Below are 22,455 nucleotides of genomic sequence, written 5' to 3'. Positions count from 1 at the left end.
TAAAAGAAGAGGGTGTCCCGAAGTAAAATTCTGGGACACCCTCTTGTTCTATTCATCTTTACAGGACTACCTGAGATCTTTCGGCTGCTACCTTGCCGTGACCATCTACCGTATAGCTCTCATCATAGATCCGTACGGCAGCAGGAATATCCGTCTCGTTCGTTACAGTAATGCTGTTCTCGCCGACACTAACCTTCAAGGTAGCTCCACGGAACATCACATTGAAGGAGAAGGACTTCCAGTGCGACGGGATGAATGGACGCAGCACCAGCTCGTTATTGTGTACGCGCAATCCGGCAAAGCCTTGGATAACGGCCATCCAGGTTCCCGCCATGCTTGTCGTGTGGCAGCCGTCTTCCGTGTCGTTGTTGTAGTTGTCCAGGTCCAGACGGGCAGTACGCAGGTACATCTCATAAGCCTTTTCCTGGTAACCCAGTTCGCAAGCAAGAATCGAATGGACGCAAGGCGACAAGGAGGACTCGTGAACCGTCAATGGCTCATAGAAGTCGAAGTTCCGTTTCTTCGTCTCCAGATCATAACGATCTCCGAGGAAATACAACCCTTGAAGCACGTCTGCCTGCTTAATGTAGCAGGAGCGGAGAATCCGGTCCCAGGACCAGTTCTGGTTCAGCGGGAGATGCTCCGGCGCCAATTCCTTGACCGGAACAAGCTCTTTATCCAGGAAGCCGTCCTGCTGCAGGAAGACGCCGCGCTCATTATCCAACGGATAATACATATTCGAAATAATATCCTTCCACTTGCTCGTTTCTTCCTCACGAAGGCCTAGCTTCTCAACCAATTCCTTATAACGCGCCGGCTCATGCTTGCTTAACTCCTCCAGCACTTCCAGCGTATATTCCAGCGTCCAGACTGCGATCCGGTTCGTGTACCAGTTGTTATTTACGTTATTCTCGTATTCATTCGGACCGGTAACGCCCAGCATCACGTATTTGCCTTTATCCTTGGAGAAATTAACGCGCTCTTCCCAGAACCGGGAAATTTCCGCAAGCACCTCAAGTCCATATTGACCTAGGTAAGCCTTGTCTCCGGTGTAATTGACATAGTTATAAATGGCGTAGGCAATCGCACCGTTCCGGTGAATTTCTTCAAACGTAATTTCCCACTCGTTGTGGCATTCTTCCCCGTTCATCGTTACCATCGGATAAAGCGCACCCTTGGTGAAGCCAAGCTTGCGGGCGTTCTCCTTAGCCTTTTCCAAGTGCTTGTAACGATAAATAAGCAGATTGCGGGCAATGGACGAATCAGCCGTGCTGAGGTAGAAAGGCACACAATAAGCCTCGGTATCCCAATAAGTGCTGCCGCCATATTTTTCACCAGTGAAGCCTTTAGGTCCGATATTCAGACGGTCGTCTTCCCCGGTGTAGGTTTGATTCAATTGGAAAATATTAAAGCGAATGCCTTGCTGTGCCGATACGTCACCTTCGATGATGATGTCACTGCCCTTCCATTTTTCCACCCAGACATCAGCCTGTTCTTGAAGGAGGACATCGAATCCGGCCGATTTCGCTGCAGACAGCGCTGCTGTCCCTGCTTCAACCAGCTGGCCCAGACCATGATCACGGGAGGTGACATTGGCCACATATTTATAAAGGGTCAGCGTCTCATCCTTAGCCGTCTCAAAGGAAACCTCGGAGGACACATATTTCTCGTTCTCAACTAGCACAGGCTGGAGCTCAAGCGCCGTTCCATTCTTTGTTACATCAAAGGACATCACCGAAGTGACGTGGAAATCAAGCTTCTTCGTCTTCAGAGTCAGGTAGGAGCGCTCCGGCCCGGCATTTTTCTCAACCTCAAGCCAGAACTTCTCTTCATAGTTGGAGTCCTTGTTCTTCACATCGCCGTCCAGATAAGGGACGAAGGTGATCATACCTGAGAAATTAAGCGGAGTGACCGCATAGCGGATGGCTCCGATCTCATGGCGCTTCATGCTGACAAATCGAACGGTCTCAACCCGCAGCTCCTTGCCGTCCTCCATGACAGCCGTGAACCGACGGGAGAGGTAGCCTTCCTTCATATTCAATTCACGGACGAACTCTTTGACCTCGCATTGAGCCAGATCCAGGGCAACTCCGTCTAGGAGCACATGAATACCGATCCAGTTCGTACTGTTCAGCACCTTGGCAAAATACTCCGGATACCCGTTCTTCCACCAGCCGACACGGGTTTTATCGGGATAATAGACACCGGCCATATAACTGCCCTGCAGGGACGCGCCGCTGTACTTCTCTTCAAAGTTAGCCCGCTGTCCCATATATCCATTGCCGATGCTGAAAATACTCTCGGAAATCTCATGGGTTGACGGGTCGAAGGATTCCTCGATAATTGACCATTCATCCATTTTTAAGTATTGTCTCATGAAAACCTGCTCCTTTTAGAGGTAGTTCAAAAAGCCGACTTTTTGACCCCGCATTTTAAATTTATTCTGGTATTGAACAAGAAATACGATTAAGCCTGCAGCTCTGAAAGACGTCGGTAGGACATATGCTCAAGCGACGGAATGACCAGATTCGCTTCGCCCAATGTTTCTTCCGATCCGATGCCAATGCTGCGCATCCCGGCGCGAGCCGCGGCCTCAATCCCGGCTTCGGCGTCCTCGAAGACGATGCATTCCTCCGGGCTTACTCCAAGTTCAGCCGCCCCCAGGGTGAATACCTCAGGATCGGGCTTGGCTGCTGAGGTCTTGGTTCCGTCGACGATCGCGTCAAAATACGGTGTCAACCCGGTATTATTGAGAATGGTCATTGCATTTTTACTGGCTGAGCCAAGTGCAACCTTGATTCCGTTATTCCGGCATTCCTGCAAAAACTCAAGGGCCCCGGGTAAAATCTCGGAACGATCCATTTTCGAGATCATATCGACATACCAATTGTTCTTGCGTTCAGCAAGCTCTAGCCTGGCAGCCTCTTCAAGGCTGATTCCGCCGATACTAAGAAGTATGTCCAAGGAAGCCATTCGACTGACACCCTTCAGGCGCTCATTATCCTGCTCGGTAAACGCGAAGCCTAATTCCTCTGCAAGACGCTTCCAGGCCAGGTAGTGATATTTGGCGGTATCGACCAATACGCCGTCAAGATCGAATAAGCAGGCCTTGACTGAATTTGTCATTATTTATTTCCCCCTTTATAGCGCAAACGTTTGAACAATACTTGAAAAATAAAAGAAGCGGCTGTCGCTCCTTTTATTCGTCATGGAGTCATTTCTTGGAGACAGAATACATCGATGAGTCTCGCACGATCAGCCGATGAGGGATGATCTGTCTGCGTTGATACTTTTTGTCGTTGTTGTTCTGAATCGCCTGGATCAGCACCTGGGAAGCGGTATAGCCCAGATTGTAGATGCCGATATCGATACTGCTCAATGGAGGCGTGGACAGCTCGGCAATCGGGATGTTATTGAAGCTGACAAGGCATAAATCCTCCGGCACCTTGTACTTCAGCTCATGCAATCCGCGCAATACACCGAAAGCCACCACATCGTCAATGACGACAATGGCTGTCGGACGATTAGGCAAATTCATGAAAAAGGACATCGCCCGGTAGCCGCTTTCCTGCAAAAACTCTCCCTCGACAATCCATTCGGGACGCATTTCCAATCCGGAATCATTCAAGGCGTTCATATATCCCTTGAGCCGATCTCTGGATACGACAAGATCAGGAGGACCGCTGACGAATCCAATACGTTCATGCCCCAAGGAAATAAGATGCTTCGTGGCATCATAGGAAGCCTGCACATTATCATTATCCACGGATAGACATTCGGGATAATGCTCGCTCCGGCCAATCAGGACGAAGGGATGACCGTTTTCTTCCAGGAACCGGACAACAGGGTCATCCTTTCTTGAATACAATAGAATGACGCCATCAACCCGCCGACCGTTCAGCAGCCTGGAGACACATTCAACCTCTTCCTTCTCGTTGGCGCCTGAACTAATCAGGATATCATAGCCAAGCTTGCTCGCCTGGGTTACAATTCCTCGAATCAATTCCATAAAGAAATAGTTCGAGAAGAGTTCCTCGGCAGACTTCGGAAGCATAATGCATATGCTGTTCGTCGTCTTGGAGACCAGACTCTTAGCCATGATATTGGGGTGATAACCAAGTTGATCCATGATTTCTTTGACTTTTCTCGAAGTTTCGATACTAATTCTTGGATGATTGGATAGCACCCGGGACACCGTAGAGGGGGAAACACCGGCCTTTTTAGCAACATCTTTAATAGTTACAGCCATAAAAAACCTCCTCTGTGGAACCGTTTGCTTTACATTGTAATATTAATCTAAAGACTCAGGAAAGTAAATAGATACACCGGGCAATCAATCTTTGAATGTGACAAAAGCACTTAAAAAATACAAACGTTTGCGCGAAAAATGAGACAGAGAACCAGGGGCAGGCCGCCCGTGGGCAAGAAGCGCGCAGAACGGCCTGTAGCGGGCTTTGGCTAAATTTGTTTTTTCAAGATCGTGTATCCATAGGCAGGAAGACGAACCTGCAGCGAGGCATCTTCCTCAGAGGCTTCAAAGAGATTGCCGGTCCATGCATCGACCCAATTTGCACCACCGTGATTCACCTTTAACGTCTGGGCAGTATCCAGATTATTCAACAGCACGATCACCCGTTCCTTGCCGAGCTTCCGTTCAAATACTAGGGCGCTTCCTCCAGCATCCGCGGTCAGAAAACGAATTGAGCCCGTCCGAAGCGGAGCCAAATCCTTGCGGATTCCAATCAGCGTACGGTAGAACTCATAGAGCTCAAGATCCTGGTCCCGGGGATCCCAAGGCATACATTTACGACAATCGGGGTCGGCCCCGCCGTCAAGCCCGATCTCATCGCCATAATAAATGCAAGGCGTACCTGAATAAGTGAATTGAAACAGGGCAGCGAGCTTCATTTTTCGCTTATCTCCCTTGCATAGGGTCAACAAACGCGGAGTATCGTGACTGTCCAGCAAATTGAAGGCCACCTCGCTGGCCTGACGCGGGTAACGCGACAGCTGTCTGCCAATACTCTCGGCAAAGCCCTTCGCATCCAGAGTGCCTCGAACCACAAAATCCAGAACGGCGTCCGTGAACGGATAGTTCATCACGGCATCGAATTGGTCGCCTTGAAGCCAAGGAGAGGATTCATGCCATATTTCGCCAAGAATATACGCCTCCGGATTCGCGGCTTTGACCGTCTGGCGGAATTCTCTCCAGAACTGATGATCGACCTCATCAGCCACGTCCAGCCGCCAACCGTCGATTCCAACCTCACGCACCCAGAAATCCGCCACACCGAGCAGGTATTTCTGAACGTCGGGATGCCTGGTGTTCAGCTTGGGCATCATCGGCTCAAAGGCGAATGTATCATAGGTCGGCACCCCGTCCTTTACCTCCAACGGGAACTGCCGAACGGAGAACCAGTCCTTGTATTGAGATTGCTCTCCTTTCTCCAGCACATCGACAAAGGGGGCAAAGGTTTTGCCGGAGTGATTGAAGACGGCATCGAACAGAACCCGAATTCCCCGGTCATGACAGGCTTGAACCAAGCGCTTGGCTGTCTCCAAATCGCCGAAATGCGGATCAATCTCCATATAATCAGCCGTATCATATTTATGATTTGTGGTAGCGAGAAATAGGGGCGTGAAGTATATCGCCGTTATTCCCAGCTCGCTAAGGTGATCGAGATGATCCATGACGCCCTGGAGATCTCCGCCAAAGAAATTGTCACGCTCCGGTTTGCCGCCCCATGGAAGCACGCCTTCGGGATCATTGTCAGGATTACCGTTGGCAAAACGCTCCGGAAAAATCTGATAGAATATCGCATCCTTGACCCAATCGGGCACTTTGTAGACATCAGCAGGATTGATGAAAGGGTACTCAAATAAACGGTCCGGCTCGGCGGGCTCTTCCGTAAAGAACTTATTCTCGTTCATCCATACGGTTTCATCGCCTGATTTCAGCTGGAATCCGTACTTGAGACGCCGATAAGGCGGTTTAACTGCACACTCCCAATAATCAAATAATTCGTCGGACGTCAGGATAGACATAGGTACTAATTCTTTACTTTGATCCCACATATACTTGTCGCCGATCCAAGCAAAGACCTCGGTTAAATCTCCCTTTTTACAGCGCAGGCGAAGGTGAATGGTTTCAAGATCATAAGCGTAGCACCAATTCAGCTTTGGCCTGTGAAATACAGCCTCAAGCAGCATAACGAAACCTCCTCAGTTGATAATCAAGCTGACAGCAATGGCATTCCCCAAGTTGCATAATTGCATTCTGGGTGGGGAAAATAACGGCATTATAACATTCGTTTTTCGAAGGTACAAGCTATGAAACAGAAAGGAGCGCACAAATAATTATTATGATTTATTATGAAATAGAGAGCATATCAAAGGATATGGAAGAAAATTAAAGGGAATTACCCAATAAGCACGTGTGCAAACGTTTTTACAAAATGGACCTCATGTTGTATTATGATTTCAGAAATAAAGCGCTTTCCGGTCAGAAAAGCAAGGTTGGATCCCTGGATTCAGCGAAATAACACGAATCCTTTGCTTTTGATTGGAATCGTTTGCGCAAGTTTCTGAAAGTTAAATTCCTTAATTGAGGCAGCTTGTACAAAATTTAGGAGGGGTTCGCTTTATGAAGTTGAAAAAGACAATGGTATTACTCGCAAGCCTGACGTTGGTTGCATCGCTTACGGCATGTGGCGGCGGCAACAATACGGCAAACAATGGAGCAAACAACGGAACAAATACACCGGTTGCCGACAATCAAACCAATACAGGCTCTGAAAACACCGGAACAGAAGGACTTCAGCCTGAAGAAGGCGCTGAGCTTCTGGTATGGGAAAGTAAAGAAGAAGTAGCTTTCACTGAAGAAATTGCCAAGCAATTTGAAGAGAAATATGGTGTAAAGATCAAGATTGAAGAAGTCGCGGTTCCTGACCAAGTCGGCAAGATTACGACGGACGGACCGTCGGGTCTGGGTGCAGACGTTATGGTTATCCCGCACGATCACCTTGGTAACGCAGCTCAATCGGGCATGATTCTTGCGAACGACGAGTTCGGTGAAGAAACGACAAAGAATAACACGGAAGCATCGATCATTGCTTCTACTTACGAAGGGACATTATACGGCTATCCTAGAGCAGTGGAGACAACAGCGTTGTTCTACAATAAATCTTTGCTTCCTGAGCCGCCAAAGTCGTTTGATGATGTTATTGCCTTCGCGAAGACTTTCAATGATCCTGCCAAGAAGAAATATGCATTGATGTGGGAAACAGGCAACATGTACTTCAACTATCCGTTCATCGCAAGTACCGGCGGTTACCTGTTCGGCGACAACGGAACGAACAAGGATGACATGGGTCTTGCCAATGAAGGTGCGATTGAAGGCTTGAAGGTATTCCAAAGCCTGAAGGAAATTCTGCCGATCAACAGCGGCGACATCAACCCGGATATCAAGCGCGGCTTGTTCAATACGGGTGACGTAGCCATGGACATTAATGGCCCTTGGGAGCTTGCTGGCTATAAGGAAGCTCTTGGTGACAACCTGGCTGTAGCTCCAATTCCTACAGTTGCAGGTAAACCAGCAATCTCCTTCTCCGGAGTTAAGATTTATGTTGTCAGCTCCTATACGAAATATCCGAATGCTGCCAAACTCTATTCTCAGTTCGCATCCAGCAAAGAAGCGCAATTGCTGTTGAACGAAAAGATTGGTTCCATTCCTACGAACCTGGAAGCTCTTGAAGTAGATCAAATCAAGAACGATCCATTTATCTCGGGATTTGCTGAGCAAGCCAAGAACTCCCAGCCAATGCCTTCGATACCGGAAATGTCTAATGTATGGTCTCCAGTGAATGCAGCTCTGCCTGAAATCTGGAACAACCAAGCTGATCCTAAGACTGCAATGGAAAAAGCAATTCAACAAATTACTGATTTGAATAACGGGGCTGCAGAATAAGCTTACTTCAGCGGGCCTAAATGATTTAGTTGACCCGCCGCCACTTGGCGGCGGGTAATTCCTTGATTTTCAAGGGAGAGGAGAATAATGTGATGGACCAACATCGGAACAAAGCAACGATACTGTCGATTTTAAGTATGGGCCTGGGACAGATATATAACAGGCAATATATTAAAGGATTACTGTTTCTTGTATTTGAGTTTTTTTGCGTCAGTTACTTTATCAACAATTTGGGCAGGGCCTTCTGGGGCATTGTCACCTTGGGGGATGTTCCCCGTACATTAGTCAAAGGAAAATGGGTTGAGGGCGACCATTCCATCTTCATTATGATCGAGAGCTTGATTACCATTATATTCTTAATCATCTTTCTTGTGGTCTACATTCAGAATATTCGCGACGCAAGAAAGGTTGCTCGCCTTCGTGAGGAAGGCCATCCGTCGAACAATTTCGTTCAGACGGTCCGTTATGTGCTTGATTACAAATTCCCGGTGGCCATGTTAAGCATTCCAACGCTCGGAATTCTATGCTTTACGATTCTGCCGATCATTTTCATGGTGATGATCGCCTTTACGAACTATTCGTCACCTAATCATATTCCGCCGGTAAAGCTTGTCGATTGGGTCGGATTCGATACCTTTAAAAATCTGCTCGCGCTCAAAACCTGGAGCCATACGTTCTATGGCGTTCTGACCTGGACCATTATCTGGGCGGTTCTGTCGACTGTGACCACCTACTTTGGCGGTCTGCTCGTAGCTCTGCTGATCAATCAGCAAGGCATCAAGTTCAAAGGGTTTTGGAGAACGATCCTGATTCTTCCCTACGCCATTCCGCAGCTCATCTCGCTGCTTGTCATGAGAAATATGTTTAACGGCCAATTCGGCCCGATCAATCAGTATCTGCAATATTTCGGGATCGACCAGATTCCTTGGTTGACCCATGAAATCTGGGCTAAGGTCACCGTAATCCTAGTCAATATGTGGGTTGGGATTCCGGTCTCGATGCTGCTTATTATGGGCGTACTGACCACGATCCCAAGAGATCTCTATGAGGCTGCCGAGGTTGATGGAGCCAGCGGTTATCAGAAATTTAGAATTATTACGCTGCCTATGGTGCTGTTTACCACTGCGCCGACGCTCATTACACAGTTTGCAGGCAATATCAACAACTTTAATATGATCTTCCTGCTCACCGGCGGTGATCCGGTTAAGGGCGACTACCAATATGCAGGTGCGACGGACCTGCTCGTTACCTGGCTGTATAAGCTGACGCTGACCCAGAACAAGTACAATATGGCGTCAGCCGTCGGGATCATTATCTTCGTGATCATTGCCTCGTTCTCGATTTATAACTATCGCAGAACCAAGTCGTTTAAAGAGGAGGACATGATCCAATGAGTAATCGCAAACAAAAAAACGTCGTGCGCTTGGCGCTCAGCTATCTTATGCTGACTATCCTTGCGGTCTGTGCGGTGTATCCGGCACTCTGGATCATACTGGGCTCCGTTCGTCCGGGGAAATCGCTCTACAGCAAGACGCTTATTCCTGAGAGCTTCACCTTGCAGCATTATAGCGAGCTGTTCAATTCCCGCATCATCTTGTTCCCGCAATGGTATATGAACACGCTCAAGATTGCGGTGCTCTCCATGCTGCTCGGCGTCGCATTAACGCTCTTGACAAGCTATGCGTTGTCCCGTTTCCGGTTCAAGAATCGTCAGAATTTTCTATCCATTCTGATGATTCTCGGGATGTTCCCGGGCTTCATGAGTATGATCGCAATCTTCCTGCTCTTGAAGGAATGGTCGCTGCTGGATAATCCTTATGCCCTGGTACTGGTATACTCCTGTGGAGCGCCGCTAGGACTAACACTGATTGCCAAGGGCTTCTTCGATACGGTTCCGCGCTCGCTTGACGAAGCGGCCAGAATTGACGGTGCAGGCAATTTCCGGATCTTTGCTCACATTATATTGCCGCTGTCCCGTCCGATTCTGACTTATCTGGCTCTTCTTCAGTTCGTAGGACCGTGGGTGGACTTTATCTTCGCCCGTCTGATCCTCCGTTCCAAGGAGAACTGGACGCTCGCTGTCGGGATGTGGGATATGGTGGCTTCGCAGCAGAACTCCAACTTTACCGTGTTTGCTGCCGGTGCTGTCCTCATTGCTGTTCCGATTACCATCTTGTTTATGATCATGCAGCGCTTCCTTGTCGAAGGTTTGACTTCGGGAGCGAGCAAGGGGTAAACATCCTTTTGTCCATCAGGGTATAGCTTACTTACAAGGGAGCTATACCCTTTTTTTAATACATATTGATTAAGATCCTTTCACACGCCTGCCTGATCCGGGACCATATTAGTTAAATTTTTATACAAGAGTTAAAAAGGGGAGACACAGGATGAAGCTGCAGTTCAAATCCGTGGGCACGAAGGTGTCTATGATTCTCTTTGTTACGGTTGTTTTTTTGTCTGCAATACTCGGCTACAGTTCCTACTTGATGTCGAAGGAGATCATCCGCGAGCAGGTGGGATTGGCGTCATCCCAGGCGATTGAGCAAGCAGCGGACAAGCTGGATTTCCTGTTCGCACAGTATGAATCCTCCTCCAGACAGCTGGCGGTAGACCAAGCTTTAAAAAGCGACTTGGAAGCGGTTTCGGATGCAAATATCGACATTATCAAGAAGACTGCCGCCGAGACCCGAATCAAGAACAAGCTGGATGCATTGAAGGGCTCTGACAACAGGCTGACAGGCATTCGTCTGATCAATCGCATGGATTCGTCCAAAACTTATTTTTCCTCCGGCGCCAGTGGAACTCAGACCACGGAGAATACCAAGTCCCGAATTCAGAGCATCGTGGATGCGGGCGGCAAGCCAGTCTGGATCCCTGGACTTCAGAAGGGCTTCTTCGAGTCATCCAATGAGCCGACGATTACGATGGGGCGGCTGTTGCAGAACCTGAATAATCAGGAGGCGGAGTATGTGCTGCTCATTGAGATTAAAAGCGAAGCTGTTACCGAGAGCTTGGCGAATTTGAAGATCGGAAATGGCGGCGAGGTCCGGATTGTGAGCCCGGAGCAGGTGATCGTGCATGCTTTCGACAAGAATCTCCTGGAGACGCAATCCTACATTACGGTCAGTGAGGAGCGGATCAGCAAGGGTGAGTCCTTCACCGCGAAGGATGAAGCGGGCACGAATCAGCTTGTTGTCTTCCGGCAGCTGCAATCTGTCAATTGGCGGCTGATCGGTTATGCGCCTGAAAGTGATTTCCTGAGCGCGGCGGACAAGCTGATCGGAGTTACGCTATATGTGTTGGTTGCCTCTATTCTGGTGGCCTTGGCCATTGGTTACTATTTGTACCGGATGGTCGGGAAGCCGCTGCAGAAGCTCTCGACACTGATGGAGCAGGGAGAGCAAGGGAATCTGAAGGTGCGCGCGGGCTTCAAAGGAAAAGATGAAATCGGGCGACTCGGCCATAGCTTTAACCGGATGCTGGAGCAGATTTCGTTGCTGGTGGAGCATACCCGGGGCACGACAGTAGCATTGTTGTCCACCGCAGAAAATTTGTCGAAGGCTTCTCGGGATACCGCGAACACTGCGCAAGAAATTGCTATGGCAACCGGAGAAATTGCTCGCGGAGCCTCCGGGTTAGCCGGAGAGGCGGAAAAAGGAACCGAGTTGGCCGAGGAGATTGGCGTTCAAATGAACCGTGTTGTTGAGCTTAATACCACGATGGATCAATCGGCAGGGCGGGTCATTGAGGTCAGCCGCCAGGGACAGGAATACATGGAGCATTTAGTTGAAAAGACGGAATCTGTTTCTCGAATGACGAGCCTCATTGAGGACAATTCCGATAAATTGAGCAAGAGCACCTATTCTATACGGAATATCCTGGCGCCAATGATTGAGATGACCAAGCAGACCAATATCCTGTCACTCAATGCTTCAATCGAAGCCTCACGGGCAGGGGCAGCGGGTAAAGGCTTTATTGTCATTGCCGATGAGATTCGGAAGCTGTCGATGGCCTCCAACGAATCTATCCAGAATGTATCCGCCATGACCGAGGAAATTCAGGAGGCGATTGCGGCCACGTTGCATGTGCTGGGCGAGGTCACGCCGATGTTTGCGGAACAGCTGGAGTCCGTGAAGGGAGCTTCGTCGATCTTCCGGAATGTTAGCACGGAAATGAACAGCTTCATCGAAGAAATCGAGAACTCTTCGGCTTCCGTGAAGGAATTAATCCGTTCCCAATCGCAATTAAGGGACTTTATCACAAATGTCAGCTCGGTAGTACAGCAGACGAACGCTTCGACGGAGGAGGTTGCCTCGGTCGCCTCAGAGCAGCATGGAGTCAGTGAGGAGCTTGTTAAGCTCTCTAATCGCCTGGAGGAGCTGTCGGAATCCCTCAAGCAGTCGCTCAGTGTGTTTCAGGTAGAAGAAAGTGAAGCAACCAAGCCCGGTGCAGAACGTCCAGAGCATGTTAAATAATAGTAGAATGCTCGCAAAGCCCGTCATTGTTCAAATGGCGGGTTTTGCTTCGTCCTTTGCTTGAAGCGCATTCAATGTACCATCGGATATGACTCGGGAAGCTAGGGGCGATTTATTGATCGTACGTATTCGATCTTTTCTACCTATTGCGCAAACGATTGCGCAACGCATAAGAAACCGCTATAATAAGTTGGACACAACAGCCGAAGTTGAATGCCGATACAGATAGCGGGCAACCCTTAAGATACCGGCATAGAGAAAGAGATTTGAGGAGTGAAGAAACGGCATGAAGAGAACATGGTGGAAAGAGGCAACAGCCTATCAAATTTATCCGCGGAGCTTCATGGACAGCAACGGGGACGGAATTGGCGATCTGCGCGGTATTATCTCCAAGCTGGATTATCTGAAGGAGCTGGGGATCGGGATCATCTGGATCTGTCCGATCTACAAATCACCCAACGATGACAATGGGTACGATGTGTCGGACTATCAGGGCATTATGGATGAGTTCGGCACGATGGAGGATTTTGATGATCTGCTGAGAGAGGTACATGCAAGAGGCATGCGGTTAATCATGGATCTGGTTGTCAACCATACCTCGGATGAACATCCTTGGTTTATTGAATCGCGTTCCTCGCTTGATAATCCGAAGCGGGATTATTATATTTGGGCTGATCCGAAGGACGGCAGGGAGCCGAATAACTGGGCCAGCTTGTTCGGAGGATCGATTTGGGAGTATGACGAGCACACTGGACAATACTTTATGCATGTATTTTCCAGACGGCAGCCGGACCTGAACTGGGAAAATCCCGAGATGCGCCGGGAAATTTACGAAATGATCAACTGGTGGCTCGATAAAGGAATCGACGGCTTCCGTGTCGATGCGATCTCCCATATCAAGAAAACGACGGGATTCCCCGATATGCCTAATCCGAGCAAGCTTCGCTATCTCCCTTCAGAGGCAGGACATATGAACCGTGAAGGGATTCATGAACTGCTGTCCGAGCTGAAGCAGGCGACCTTCGATAAGCATGACATTATGACCGTCGGGGAAGCCAGCGGGGTGAAGGCGTCGGAAGCGGACCATTGGGTCGGTGAAGAGCGCGGGAAGTTCAATATGATTTTTCAATTTGAGCACATGGGACTCTGGCAAAAAAGCCTGGATAACGGACTCGATCTGCCTCGCCTGAAGCAGGTGCTTACCAAATGGCAGAAAGAGCTGGAAGGGACCGGATGGAATGCCTTATTCCTCGAAAATCATGATCAGCCCCGTTCTGTATCGACCTGGGGCAATGACAGCAATTTCCGGATTGAATCCGCAAAGGCGCTGGCTACGATGTATTTTCTGATGCAGGGCACGCCGTTCATTTATCAGGGACAGGAGATTGGCATGACGAATGTGCAATTCCCTTCCATAGAAGATTATGATGATGTCTCGATGAAGAATTGGTATCGGATCGAGAAGGAGAACGGCAAGAGCCATGAGGAGATTATGCCGGTTATCTGGAAGAACGGCCGGGATAATTCCAGAACGCCAATGCAATGGAACAGCACTCCCCAGGCTGGGTTTACAACCGGCACTCCATGGATGAAGGTCAATCCGAATTATGTGGATATCAATGTAGAGTCGTCCCTGCGTGATCCGGACTCTATCTATCATTATTTCAAGAGCTTGATCGCGCTCCGCAATGCTCATGCTACTGCAGTGTATGGCAGCTATGACTTGCTGCTGGCGGAGGACGAGCAAATATATGCTTATACTCGCACACTGGATTCGGAGCGCCTTCTGATCATTACGAACCTTTCCGCCTCTCCGGCAGTCTTTACGATTTCCCCTGAGCTGCTGAACAGGGAGATGAAGACGGATCTGCTTCTAGCCAACTATGGAGAGCAGGCGCAAAACGGCATAGACCTCCAGGAACTGCTGCAATTAACGCTCCGTCCTTATGAAGCTCGAGTATATAGACTGCCAGTATAATAAGGTCCGCACTCGACGATATCGAGCTTGTGGCGGAACAAAAGAGGGCATCCCCAAGTAAAATTCTGTACCCCTTAATAACAAAATAGAGCGGTCTTCACATAGAAACCAAGGAGCTAAGCGGTCTTTTCTCGCTTGAATCCTTGGTTTCTTGCGTCCACTGCGGATTTCTAAGCGAGGAGCGCGGGAAATCCGCTCGGCCTTCAAACTGGTTTTGGCAAGCCTTGAAGCTTTTAGTGACATTGTGCATTAAAATCGCCGCACTATACCCACGCCAGCGATTTTAGTGACATTGTGCATTAAAATCACTTGCACGACCACCTACACCAGCAACTTTAATGCCTTTCGGCACTTATTTCGCAATGCACGGCGTAACCTCACTTTAAAAAAGGTGTCCCAACCATCTATGATAGGGCGCAGTTCAATGACTGGGACACTCTCCTTTCGTTATTGAAGTACGGTTGTAGTGTAGCCTGGAATAACAAGCTGATTGGCGCTGAGCTGTGCACCTTCCCTTGTGGTTCCGGCAATCTTCGTGAATGCCTGCTCTTCATCAGCTTCGAGAAGAAGGGTCTGTTCCTTGCCGGTCAGGTTATGCAGGACCAGTACAGATTCCTGATCATTCTGACGAAGATAAGCAATTACACCGTCATGGCCTGAATCAAATTCCTTAACGGCGCCATCCTTCAATGCACTGCTGACATTGCGCAGGGCGATTAATTTCCGGTAATGCGACAGTAGGGAATCCGGGTCCTGAAGCTGCTCCTCGACGCTGGTTCCGGGCTTGCCGGTATTGAATTGAATAGGTTCCCAGGTGGTCTGCCCAATCCCGGCCCCGCCTGCATGCCACTGCATCGGCTCGCGAATGCTCTCGTCGGGCTTGGCGCCGGTCATGCCGATTTCTTCTCCGTAATAGATGAACGGATTCCCAGGCAGTGTGAGCATTAATCCGGCTGCCATTTTGGCATGATCCGCATTTCCTTCCAGTTGAGTCATCACCCGGTTCATATCGTGATTGGTCAGGAAGGTGGCATCAACGAACTGGCCCTTTGATTTTTCTTCGAACAGCTTATAAGTTCTTTCCAGGGTGAAGGCAATGTTGTTGTCCTTCTCTTGCTTGGCTGCACTTAGAATCGTCTCGGCCAGTCCGAAGTTGAAGCCGGAATCCAGAGCGGAGTCCAAATAATTTGCAATCAGAGCCGGTGAAGGATCCCACACCTCGCCGACGAGATAAGCATCAGGGTTGACTTCCAGCATACTGCTGCGGAATTCTCGCCACCATGCCACGTTCTTGTCCGTGGTCTCTTGCCCTTTATCAGTAATCAGATCCTCATAAATATGCTTGGCCGCATCGAGCCGGAATCCATCCAGTCCCAATTCCAGCCAGAATCGTCCGGTCTCCTTCATCTCCTGACGAACCTCAGGATTATCGAAGTTCAAATCCGGCATGCCTTCCCAAAAAATCCCCATATAGTGGTCGCCTCGCGCTGTATGCCACGGACTTCCGCTTCCGGCAGCACTGGATCCTCCAGTCTGGCGGTTCTGATCCTCCGCCCAGATGTACCAGTCGCGATACGGACTGTTCTTGTCCGCTGCGGCCTCCAGAAACCAAGGGTGCTCTTTACTCGTATGGTTCACGACCAGATCCATAATCACCTTGATGCCGCGCTTGTGAGCTTCATCGAGAAATTCCTTGAAATCCTCCATCGTCCCATAATCAGGATGAATAGCGCGGTAGTCGGTTACATCATACCCATGATAGCTGGGGGAAGGATTGATCGGCATAAGCCAAATTCCTTCGATGCCCAGATCATTGTCTGTATCCGGGTTGCCGTCATTCAGATAATCCAATTTTTCAATGAGGCCCTTGAAGTCACCGATCCCATCTCCGTCCGAATCATAAAAGGAACGGACAAATATCTCATAATATACATCCGAAGGCTGGGTAGCAAGCATCGATACTGGGCTGCCACCAGGGACAGATTCGGAATTGGTCGGTGAATCTGCTTGTTGCGTGCTGTTCGCAGAGTCCCCAGAAGCGGAATTAATTTCCTGACTGCTATGGCCTCCGAGAGTACATCCTGTTAATATCACTATGATCAGGACAGCGCTTCCAAGCCATTTGAGATATCCGGGCTTTGTATTTTTATTACGATTCATTATGAGAGTTGCCTCCATTCAAGTTAGCATTCTATGTCCATCATAACCGAATAACTCGTTTTGTTAAAACGTTTGCACAACCGTAATTCTGACTATTGAAGCAAATTACCTTTTAATCCAACAAATTATTGGGTAAAAGATAGTATTATTGAAAATTACTTATATATACTTCATATATATGGTACCTTCGCATCGGGAGTTATAACGAAAATTCCTAGATAAATTAATCCTATCCATTTAGTATGATATGTGCTAAGATAACAGCTGAACAGATCCAACTTCTTTACACCAAGAGTCAGGTTGCCAATCTGTATGGTTCACAATAATTAGCAGGGGGAGTATTTTAAGATGGGTACATTTCAAGTTATCCTGAATATTGCAATAATGCTGGTATTGCTTGGCGTGCTGGTATGGATGCAAAAGAAACATATTTCATTTACGAAGCGGGTCTTCACCGGCCTCGGGCTAGGCTTGGTATTCGGTGTGATTCTGCAGCTGGTATATAATGCTGATTCGGAGGTGCTTGCAAATTCCACCGACTGGTTCAATTTGGTTGGACGGGGATATGTAGGCTTGCTGCAAATGATAGTGATTCCTTTGATCATGGTATCGATTATCTCAGCGATTGCGAAGCTGAAGGGCAAGCAAAATCTGGGTAAGATCAGCGGTCTGATCATCGCAGTGCTGTTAATTACCACGGCGATTGCAGCTTCGGTCAGCATCATCACGAGTATTGGCTTCGATTTGAAGGCCATCGAGATTGAAGCGGGTGAAGCGGAGCAAGCGCGTGGTGTTGCATTGGAAGAACGTGCGGGATCGGTCGCGAATAAATCTATTCCGCAGCAAGTATTGGATTTCATTCCAACAAATCCGTTTGCAGATATGACTGGTGCCCGCAGCACCTCGACACTGGCAGTGGTTATCTTTTCGGCATTTATCGGGGTAGCCGTACTTGGATTGGATAAGAAAAAACCGGAACAGGCAGACACCTTCCGCAAATTGGTTGACGCTGTCTATGCGGTTGTTATGCGAATTGTGACGCTGGTGTTAAGGCTGACGCCATACGGAATTCTGGCCTTGATTACAAATACGGTGGCAACCACCAATCCGCAAGAGATTCTGAAGCTGATCAAGTTTGTTGGTGCTTCCTATGTAGCGCTTATCGTTATGTTCATCATTCATCTGATTCTGCTCGCATTGTTCGGGTATAATCCGGTGCAGTATGTTAGAAAAGTATTGCCGACACTGATCTTTGCATTCACCTCGCGTTCGAGTGCAGCGACTATTCCGCTTAACGTAGAGACGCAAACGAAACGCCTTGGCGTATCGGACGGGATCGCTAACCTGTCTGCTTCCTTCGGAGCAACCATCGGTCAGAACGGCTGCGCAGGGATCTATCCTGCCATGCTGGCTGTGATGATCGCACCAACCGTCGGTATCGATCCTTTGAGCTGGGACTTTATCCTGACGTTGATTCTGGTGGTTACCATCAGTTCGTTCGGCGTAGCCGGCGTTGGGGGTGGCGCAACCTTTGCCTCGCTGATCGTCTTGTCTACGATGAATCTGCCGGTTGCACTCGCCGGTCTGTTGATCTCGGTCGAGCCGTTGATCGATATGGGGCGCACGGCCTTGAACGTTAACGATTCGATCACAGCCGGTGTCATTACGGGCAAGATTCTGGGCGAGAACGATCAGGACGTCTTTAAACAAAATGTAGATCTGGATAGTGCTGTACAGGCATAAAAGGGTTGAATAGGGAATTCAACAAAAACGCATGAATGTCCCTTTAATGAGCATTGAATAACTAAGCTGCGAGCTGGCGTCGGTACTAAACCGGCGTCAGCTCATTTCGTTTCTGCCGTTAACCTTTACCGTTTCTTACCTGCCTTCCGATAAATAGCTTGCTAAAGAAAGAAATTCCTGATACTTTTTTGTTCGAGCCTCGTATATATTACTATCATGCGGAAAGGTGGTGCATCTGACACAATGGATGCATGGATTGTATGGTTGATAGCCGCAGGTATCATATTGGTGCTTGAAATGTTTACGCTGACCTTTTATATGCTCTGGTTCTGTATAGGAGCCCTGGTGGCGGCGTTAGTGGCATGGATTGCCCCAGATGCATATTTGCTCCAGGTAGTGGCTGGAAGTATCGTGACGCTCGTGCTGACGATCTTCACCAAGCCAATTTCCAAAAAGGTTCGGAGTTCCAAAGGATTTCAGGACACGGGTACCGAATTAGTAGGGAGACAGGGAGTTGTCGTTGATCCGATCGAGCCGGGACAGTACGGAATCGTTAAGGTTGGGAGCGACACGTGGAGTGCCGTATCAGCTCAGTTGCTGGCCAAAGATGAGCGGGTAAGGGTGATTTCACGGAGCAGTACGATTATCGAAGTAGAACGATGGGAGGAATTCACTTAATGGAATGGGCTATTATTGCGGTCATTGCTATTGTTGTTGTTGTCTTTGTCTCACTAACTATCAAGATTGTACCGCAGCAGCGGGTTGGGGTTGTTGAACGTCTGGGTAGGTTCCACAGATTAATGAGTCCGGGTCTGAACATCCTGATTCCGGTGATCGATCAGGTGCGCACGTACCATGACTTGCGGATTCAACAAGCCAATGTACCGCCACAGACCGTAATCACGAAGGATAACGTGCAGGTTCAGATCGACACGATTATTTTCTATCAAGTTGTAGGTCCTGAACAAGCCACTTATGGTATCTCCGATTATGTATACGGGGTTCGCAACATTTCGACAGCAACCATGCGGCAAATCATCGGTAAGATGGAGCTGGACGAAACGTTGTCCGGGCGTGAAAAAATCTCCTCCGATATCCGTATTGCGCTGGATGAAGCAACCGAAAAATGGGGCGTACGGATTGAGCGCGTAGAAGTCATCGATATTAAACCGCCGCTTGATATTCAGGAAGCGATGGATAAGCAAATGAAGGCTGAACGTAACAAGCGTGCGATTGTCCTTGAAGCGGAAGCTGCTAAGCAAGACATGATCTTGCGTGCTGAAGGGGATAAGCAAAGTAAGATCCTCAAGGCGGAAGGTGACAAGGAAGCACGGATTCGCGAAGCGGAAGGTTTGCGCCAAGCGCAAGAGCTGGAAGCCCTCGGGGAAGCAAAGGCGATCGAAGCCGTTGCTGCTGCCGAACAGGCGCGGATCGAAATGCTGCGTAACGCGGCTCTGAATGAACAAGTCCTTGCTTACCAGTCCTTTGAAGCACTCAAAGAAGTGGCTAAGGGGCCTGCTAACAAAATCTTCATCCCTTCGAATGCGGTGGAGACGCTGGGCAGCCTCGGCGCAATGGGTGAACTGTTCAAGAGCGGCAAGTAAAATTTTATTTCATACGGTTAATAAGGAGCATAGCCGACAGGGGAATTCCTCTGAATGGCTATGCTTCTTCGTTTGCCGTTGTCTGCATGTGCAATAATGAGAAACAGTAAAACATAAGAGGGCGAGTTAGATGAGGCAACGTGTGAAGTATGCTTACGATCGCTGTTGTTCGCGGATTTCTATGATTGGACTAGGTTCTAACAAGGGAGAAATCCGCTCACAAAGGCGACCGCTGACGCTCTATGCTTCCGAAGTAGCTTTCTTATAAAAAGGTTTTAACACTGCACACTTTTGCCTTGATTACTTCGCTTTTGCAGTTTAACTGCAATGCAGTCTGCACATAGCTATGCCTAAGCAGCAATAACTTCACCGCTATTAACTTACCTCCCTGTGGCATACAAGCAGGAAACTACGCACAGCCTTGGGCTAAGCGCGAATGGAAGGTTGCGTGATAGCTTATGCACGACGTCAATGACCTACCGCGCCTAAAGTTGCGCCTCCGCCTCACGATGCTCCAAGCCTTGCCCCGAAACCTCGCCTGTCCTGCCAATACTGAAATTTTTTCCGAACTTAACTTGCCCCACCGGCATTCCAGTCTTGTTCTGAACTTCAATTGCCCTACAAGACGATATGAGCACCTCATTCTTCTGCTCATGCTCATCCGGTAACGATTTAATGAAATTACTTCCCTTAAAATCTTCGTTCGACGCACGAACCCACTTTTAGTGAAAAAACTTACCTTAGATCACCAGTAACTAGCCAAACCCGCGTTTTAGCCAACTTTAAGTACAAAAATTTCACTAAATCCGCATTTCAAGCATTTCCGCTGAATTTAAGGTAACTTTTTTCACTGAATGCGTATTTGGTGGGTATATTGCTGAAGTTACTGGAATAACCCTTGCTCTGCGTGCTTGTTGAAATTGGGGCATCCCCTAATAATGATGCGGTGTTGCCTATTTACTGTTTGTAATGTATCAGGCATCAAGATGCTATGCTGATGAACGAGCCTGTAGACTAGGCAAGTGACTCTGGTGCATTCTGCCATCCCTCAGACTTGCGGAGGGACGTGTGGAGCTTCTAAGTGCATTCGGCGGCGCATTACGATGCCGATCTAAAGTGCCTGCGTAAAAGGGTATAAGTGTGAAGGTTGGTGCAAAACGGAGTGGTCGCCTTTACGAGTGGATTTCTACGATACTGTGTTTTATTCAATCAAGAAATCCGCGAGCAACAGCGATCGAAAGCAACCTTCACACGTTACCCCCAGCACGCAGAATCAATCTTCAGACGGCCTCACATGGCTGCGCTCTCGCAGGATAATGCGCAAAGAAGCCGCACCGGAGGTCATTGGATCAAACCATCCGGCACAGCCTCTTAATTAACGCGCGTCTCCGAATTAACCTTCCTTGCGGCTGTTCAGTTGATCCTTAAGCCGCTGCAGTTCATCATTGACGGCGGAGTTGTCTTCTAGAGATGAAGAGCCCTCGGAGCCTGTGCTCGTTGTTCCTCTGAGCTGACTGCCGGCTTCCCATTCCAGAATCTTCTCTTCCATACGCTCGAATCCGCGGGCGGCTGCTCCTGACTCAAGGCCGGAGCTGAAGTTCGGACGTTGCGCCTGGTTCTGTTCTTCGACCTTGCGGGCGCGAGCCGCCAGCTCATTGCGCTTCTCCTTCAAGCGTGCATACTCCTGCTTGCCTTCCTCCAGGCGAATCTCAAGCTCGACCACCCGGCTGCGAGCTTGTGAAGCCTCCTCGCCGTATTGCCCCGCCAGCTCTTCATGGCGAATCTTCGCTGCCGCCGCCGCACGGGCCTTTACATCGTCACCGGCTTCCAGGGCTGCCAAAGCTTGCGCCTCGCTATAGCGTGCCGCTTCCAGGGCATCCTGCTGTTTGCGTTCCTGGATGCTGACATTCATGCGCTGCTCCTTCAAGAGCTTCTCAGCAATCCGAAGGTCTTCCTCCAAATTCCGTAAATACTGTCCGGTCATCAGAACAGGATTCTCCAGCTTATTCAAAGCTTCATGCAAGGTAGCCTTTGTTAAATTGGAAATTCGATCAAATAAACTCATGTTTATACACTCCTTTTGATAATATAGAATTAGAACTGGTTGAATGGATCATCGTAGCTGTAAAAGCCGGTCGGCTCCTTCGGTACGATCAAGCTGGCAATCAGGTAGATAAGGATCGTCGTGCCGAAGCTGCATATACCCAGCACGACAACGATCAGACGAACGACTGTCGAGTCAACTCCGAGGAAGCTTGCAAGCCCGCCGCAAAGGCCGGAGACTTGCTTGTCGGTGGAGGAACGAAATAATTTTTTCATAGGTGACACTCGCTTTCTTGGTTTATTTAAAGGGGATGGTTATGCGGTTCGTTTGTTATTCATGTCTTTATTCTACCGATTTCCGGGTCTCGGCATAACAGGCTGCAGACGGTTTTTGAACTGGACCTAAGGCCAGTAGCCACCTCGTCGCAGGGTCAGGGAGGGGGCGGACGGTGAAGGCTGCGTCGTAAGGATTGCAAATCTTGGAAG

Annotated in this window: 15 protein-coding genes; 8 read left to right on the top strand and 7 right to left on the bottom strand. The window is 48.9% G+C overall.

From position 1 onward, the window contains the following. Window positions 1-58 precede the first annotated feature (58 nt). The 4 genes from TX85_RS15165 to TX85_RS15150 all read right to left on the bottom strand — a co-directional run bounded on the left by TX85_RS15165 (window position 59) and on the right by TX85_RS15150 (window position 6,210). Window positions 59-2,377 (bottom strand): glycoside hydrolase family 65 protein, encoded by a 2,319-nt coding sequence (locus tag TX85_RS15165; RefSeq protein ID WP_044480364.1) that lies wholly within the window; start codon window positions 2,375-2,377, stop codon window positions 59-61. Window positions 2,378-2,466: 89 nt separating this feature from the next. Continuing rightward, the gene (pgmB, locus tag TX85_RS15160) at window positions 2,467-3,126 is read right to left on the bottom strand and encodes a beta-phosphoglucomutase (protein WP_044480363.1); all 660 of its coding nucleotides are present in this window, start codon (window positions 3,124-3,126) and stop codon (window positions 2,467-2,469) included. 88 nt (window positions 3,127-3,214) lie between these two features. After that, window positions 3,215-4,249 (bottom strand): LacI family DNA-binding transcriptional regulator, encoded by a 1,035-nt coding sequence (locus TX85_RS15155; protein WP_044480361.1) that lies wholly within the window; start codon window positions 4,247-4,249, stop codon window positions 3,215-3,217. Between the two features lie 209 nt (window positions 4,250-4,458). After that, window positions 4,459-6,210: an alpha-glycosidase gene (locus TX85_RS15150; protein WP_044480359.1), complete on the bottom strand. Its 1,752-nt coding sequence runs from the start codon at window positions 6,208-6,210 to the stop codon at window positions 4,459-4,461. Window positions 6,211-6,643: 433 nt separating this feature from the next. Here TX85_RS15150 and TX85_RS15145 point away from each other — a divergent pair, with 433 nt between their 5' ends. The 5 genes from TX85_RS15145 to TX85_RS15125 all read left to right on the top strand — a co-directional run bounded on the left by TX85_RS15145 (window position 6,644) and on the right by TX85_RS15125 (window position 14,419). Next, on the top strand, window positions 6,644-7,966 hold the full coding sequence (locus TX85_RS15145; protein ID WP_044480357.1) for a sugar ABC transporter substrate-binding protein: 1,323 nt from the start codon (window positions 6,644-6,646) through the stop codon (window positions 7,964-7,966). Between the two features lie 92 nt (window positions 7,967-8,058). Further along, complete coding sequence (locus tag TX85_RS15140) at window positions 8,059-9,360, top strand: carbohydrate ABC transporter permease (protein ID WP_044480355.1); 1,302 nt, start codon at window positions 8,059-8,061, stop codon at window positions 9,358-9,360. Next, complete coding sequence (locus TX85_RS15135; RefSeq protein ID WP_044480353.1) at window positions 9,357-10,202, top strand: sugar ABC transporter permease; 846 nt, start codon at window positions 9,357-9,359, stop codon at window positions 10,200-10,202. The genes TX85_RS15140 and TX85_RS15135 overlap by 4 nt, the downstream gene beginning before the upstream one ends. A gap of 151 nt (window positions 10,203-10,353) precedes the next feature. Continuing rightward, window positions 10,354-12,441 (top strand): methyl-accepting chemotaxis protein, encoded by a 2,088-nt coding sequence (locus TX85_RS15130; RefSeq protein ID WP_044480351.1) that lies wholly within the window; start codon window positions 10,354-10,356, stop codon window positions 12,439-12,441. A 286-nt stretch (window positions 12,442-12,727) separates the two neighbouring features. Further along, complete coding sequence (locus tag TX85_RS15125) at window positions 12,728-14,419, top strand: glycoside hydrolase family 13 protein (protein WP_044480350.1); 1,692 nt, start codon at window positions 12,728-12,730, stop codon at window positions 14,417-14,419. A 447-nt stretch (window positions 14,420-14,866) separates the two neighbouring features. On the opposite strand, the gene TX85_RS15120 is transcribed toward TX85_RS15125, so the two are convergent. After that, window positions 14,867-16,579 carry an alpha-amylase family glycosyl hydrolase gene (locus TX85_RS15120; RefSeq protein ID WP_044480349.1) on the bottom strand — a complete coding sequence of 571 codons (1,713 nt, stop codon included), beginning with the start codon at window positions 16,577-16,579 and terminating at the stop codon, window positions 14,867-14,869. A gap of 348 nt (window positions 16,580-16,927) precedes the next feature. Here TX85_RS15120 and TX85_RS15115 point away from each other — a divergent pair, with 348 nt between their 5' ends. The 3 genes from TX85_RS15115 to TX85_RS15105 all read left to right on the top strand — a co-directional run bounded on the left by TX85_RS15115 (window position 16,928) and on the right by TX85_RS15105 (window position 19,926). Continuing rightward, window positions 16,928-18,322 (top strand): L-cystine transporter, encoded by a 1,395-nt coding sequence (locus tag TX85_RS15115; RefSeq protein ID WP_044480348.1) that lies wholly within the window; start codon window positions 16,928-16,930, stop codon window positions 18,320-18,322. Window positions 18,323-18,565: 243 nt separating this feature from the next. Then, a complete protein-coding gene (locus TX85_RS15110; protein WP_044480346.1) occupies window positions 18,566-19,000 on the top strand; it encodes an NfeD family protein in 435 nt (144 codons plus the stop codon). Beyond that, the gene (locus TX85_RS15105) at window positions 19,000-19,926 is read left to right on the top strand and encodes an SPFH domain-containing protein (protein WP_044480345.1); all 927 of its coding nucleotides are present in this window, start codon (window positions 19,000-19,002) and stop codon (window positions 19,924-19,926) included. The genes TX85_RS15110 and TX85_RS15105 overlap by 1 nt, the downstream gene beginning before the upstream one ends. 1,393 nt (window positions 19,927-21,319) lie before the next feature. On the opposite strand, the gene TX85_RS15100 is transcribed toward TX85_RS15105, so the two are convergent. Continuing rightward, on the bottom strand, window positions 21,320-21,991 hold the full coding sequence (locus TX85_RS15100) for a PspA/IM30 family protein (protein ID WP_044480344.1): 672 nt from the start codon (window positions 21,989-21,991) through the stop codon (window positions 21,320-21,322). A 29-nt stretch (window positions 21,992-22,020) separates the two neighbouring features. Continuing rightward, window positions 22,021-22,245 carry a PspC domain-containing protein gene (locus TX85_RS15095; protein ID WP_044480342.1) on the bottom strand — a complete coding sequence of 75 codons (225 nt, stop codon included), beginning with the start codon at window positions 22,243-22,245 and terminating at the stop codon, window positions 22,021-22,023. Between the last annotated feature and the right edge of the window lie 210 nt (window positions 22,246-22,455).

The organism is Paenibacillus antibioticophila (assembly GCF_000455265.1).
Taxonomy (GTDB): Bacteria; Bacillota; Bacilli; order Paenibacillales; family Paenibacillaceae; genus Fontibacillus; species Fontibacillus antibioticophila.
Note: the sequence above shows the minus strand (reverse complement) of the source record. Positions and strands in the feature narration are given on the sequence as shown.

Bases quoted from the DNA above. Each gene is read 5' to 3' on its own strand.
- TX85_RS15165 (WP_044480364.1), bottom strand. From the start codon at position 2,377: ATGAGACAATACTTAAAAATGGATGAATGGTCAATTATCGAGGAATCC.
- TX85_RS15110 (WP_044480346.1), top strand. From the start codon at position 18,566: ATGGATGCATGGATTGTATGGTTGATAGCCGCAGGTATCATATTGGTG.
- TX85_RS15155 (WP_044480361.1), bottom strand. From the start codon at position 4,249: ATGGCTGTAACTATTAAAGATGTTGCTAAAAAGGCCGGTGTTTCCCCC.
- TX85_RS15135 (WP_044480353.1), top strand. From the start codon at position 9,357: ATGAGTAATCGCAAACAAAAAAACGTCGTGCGCTTGGCGCTCAGCTAT.
- TX85_RS15130 (WP_044480351.1), top strand. From the start codon at position 10,354: ATGAAGCTGCAGTTCAAATCCGTGGGCACGAAGGTGTCTATGATTCTC.
- TX85_RS15150 (WP_044480359.1), bottom strand. From the start codon at position 6,210: ATGCTGCTTGAGGCTGTATTTCACAGGCCAAAGCTGAATTGGTGCTAC.
- TX85_RS15095 (WP_044480342.1), bottom strand. From the start codon at position 22,245: ATGAAAAAATTATTTCGTTCCTCCACCGACAAGCAAGTCTCCGGCCTT.
- TX85_RS15120 (WP_044480349.1), bottom strand. From the start codon at position 16,579: ATGAATCGTAATAAAAATACAAAGCCCGGATATCTCAAATGGCTTGGA.
- TX85_RS15100 (WP_044480344.1), bottom strand. From the start codon at position 21,991: ATGAGTTTATTTGATCGAATTTCCAATTTAACAAAGGCTACCTTGCAT.
- TX85_RS15140 (WP_044480355.1), top strand. From the start codon at position 8,059: ATGGACCAACATCGGAACAAAGCAACGATACTGTCGATTTTAAGTATG.
- TX85_RS15105 (WP_044480345.1), top strand. From the start codon at position 19,000: ATGGAATGGGCTATTATTGCGGTCATTGCTATTGTTGTTGTTGTCTTT.
- TX85_RS15125 (WP_044480350.1), top strand. From the start codon at position 12,728: ATGAAGAGAACATGGTGGAAAGAGGCAACAGCCTATCAAATTTATCCG.
- TX85_RS15115 (WP_044480348.1), top strand. From the start codon at position 16,928: ATGGGTACATTTCAAGTTATCCTGAATATTGCAATAATGCTGGTATTG.
- TX85_RS15145 (WP_044480357.1), top strand. From the start codon at position 6,644: ATGAAGTTGAAAAAGACAATGGTATTACTCGCAAGCCTGACGTTGGTT.
- pgmB (WP_044480363.1), bottom strand. From the start codon at position 3,126: ATGACAAATTCAGTCAAGGCCTGCTTATTCGATCTTGACGGCGTATTG.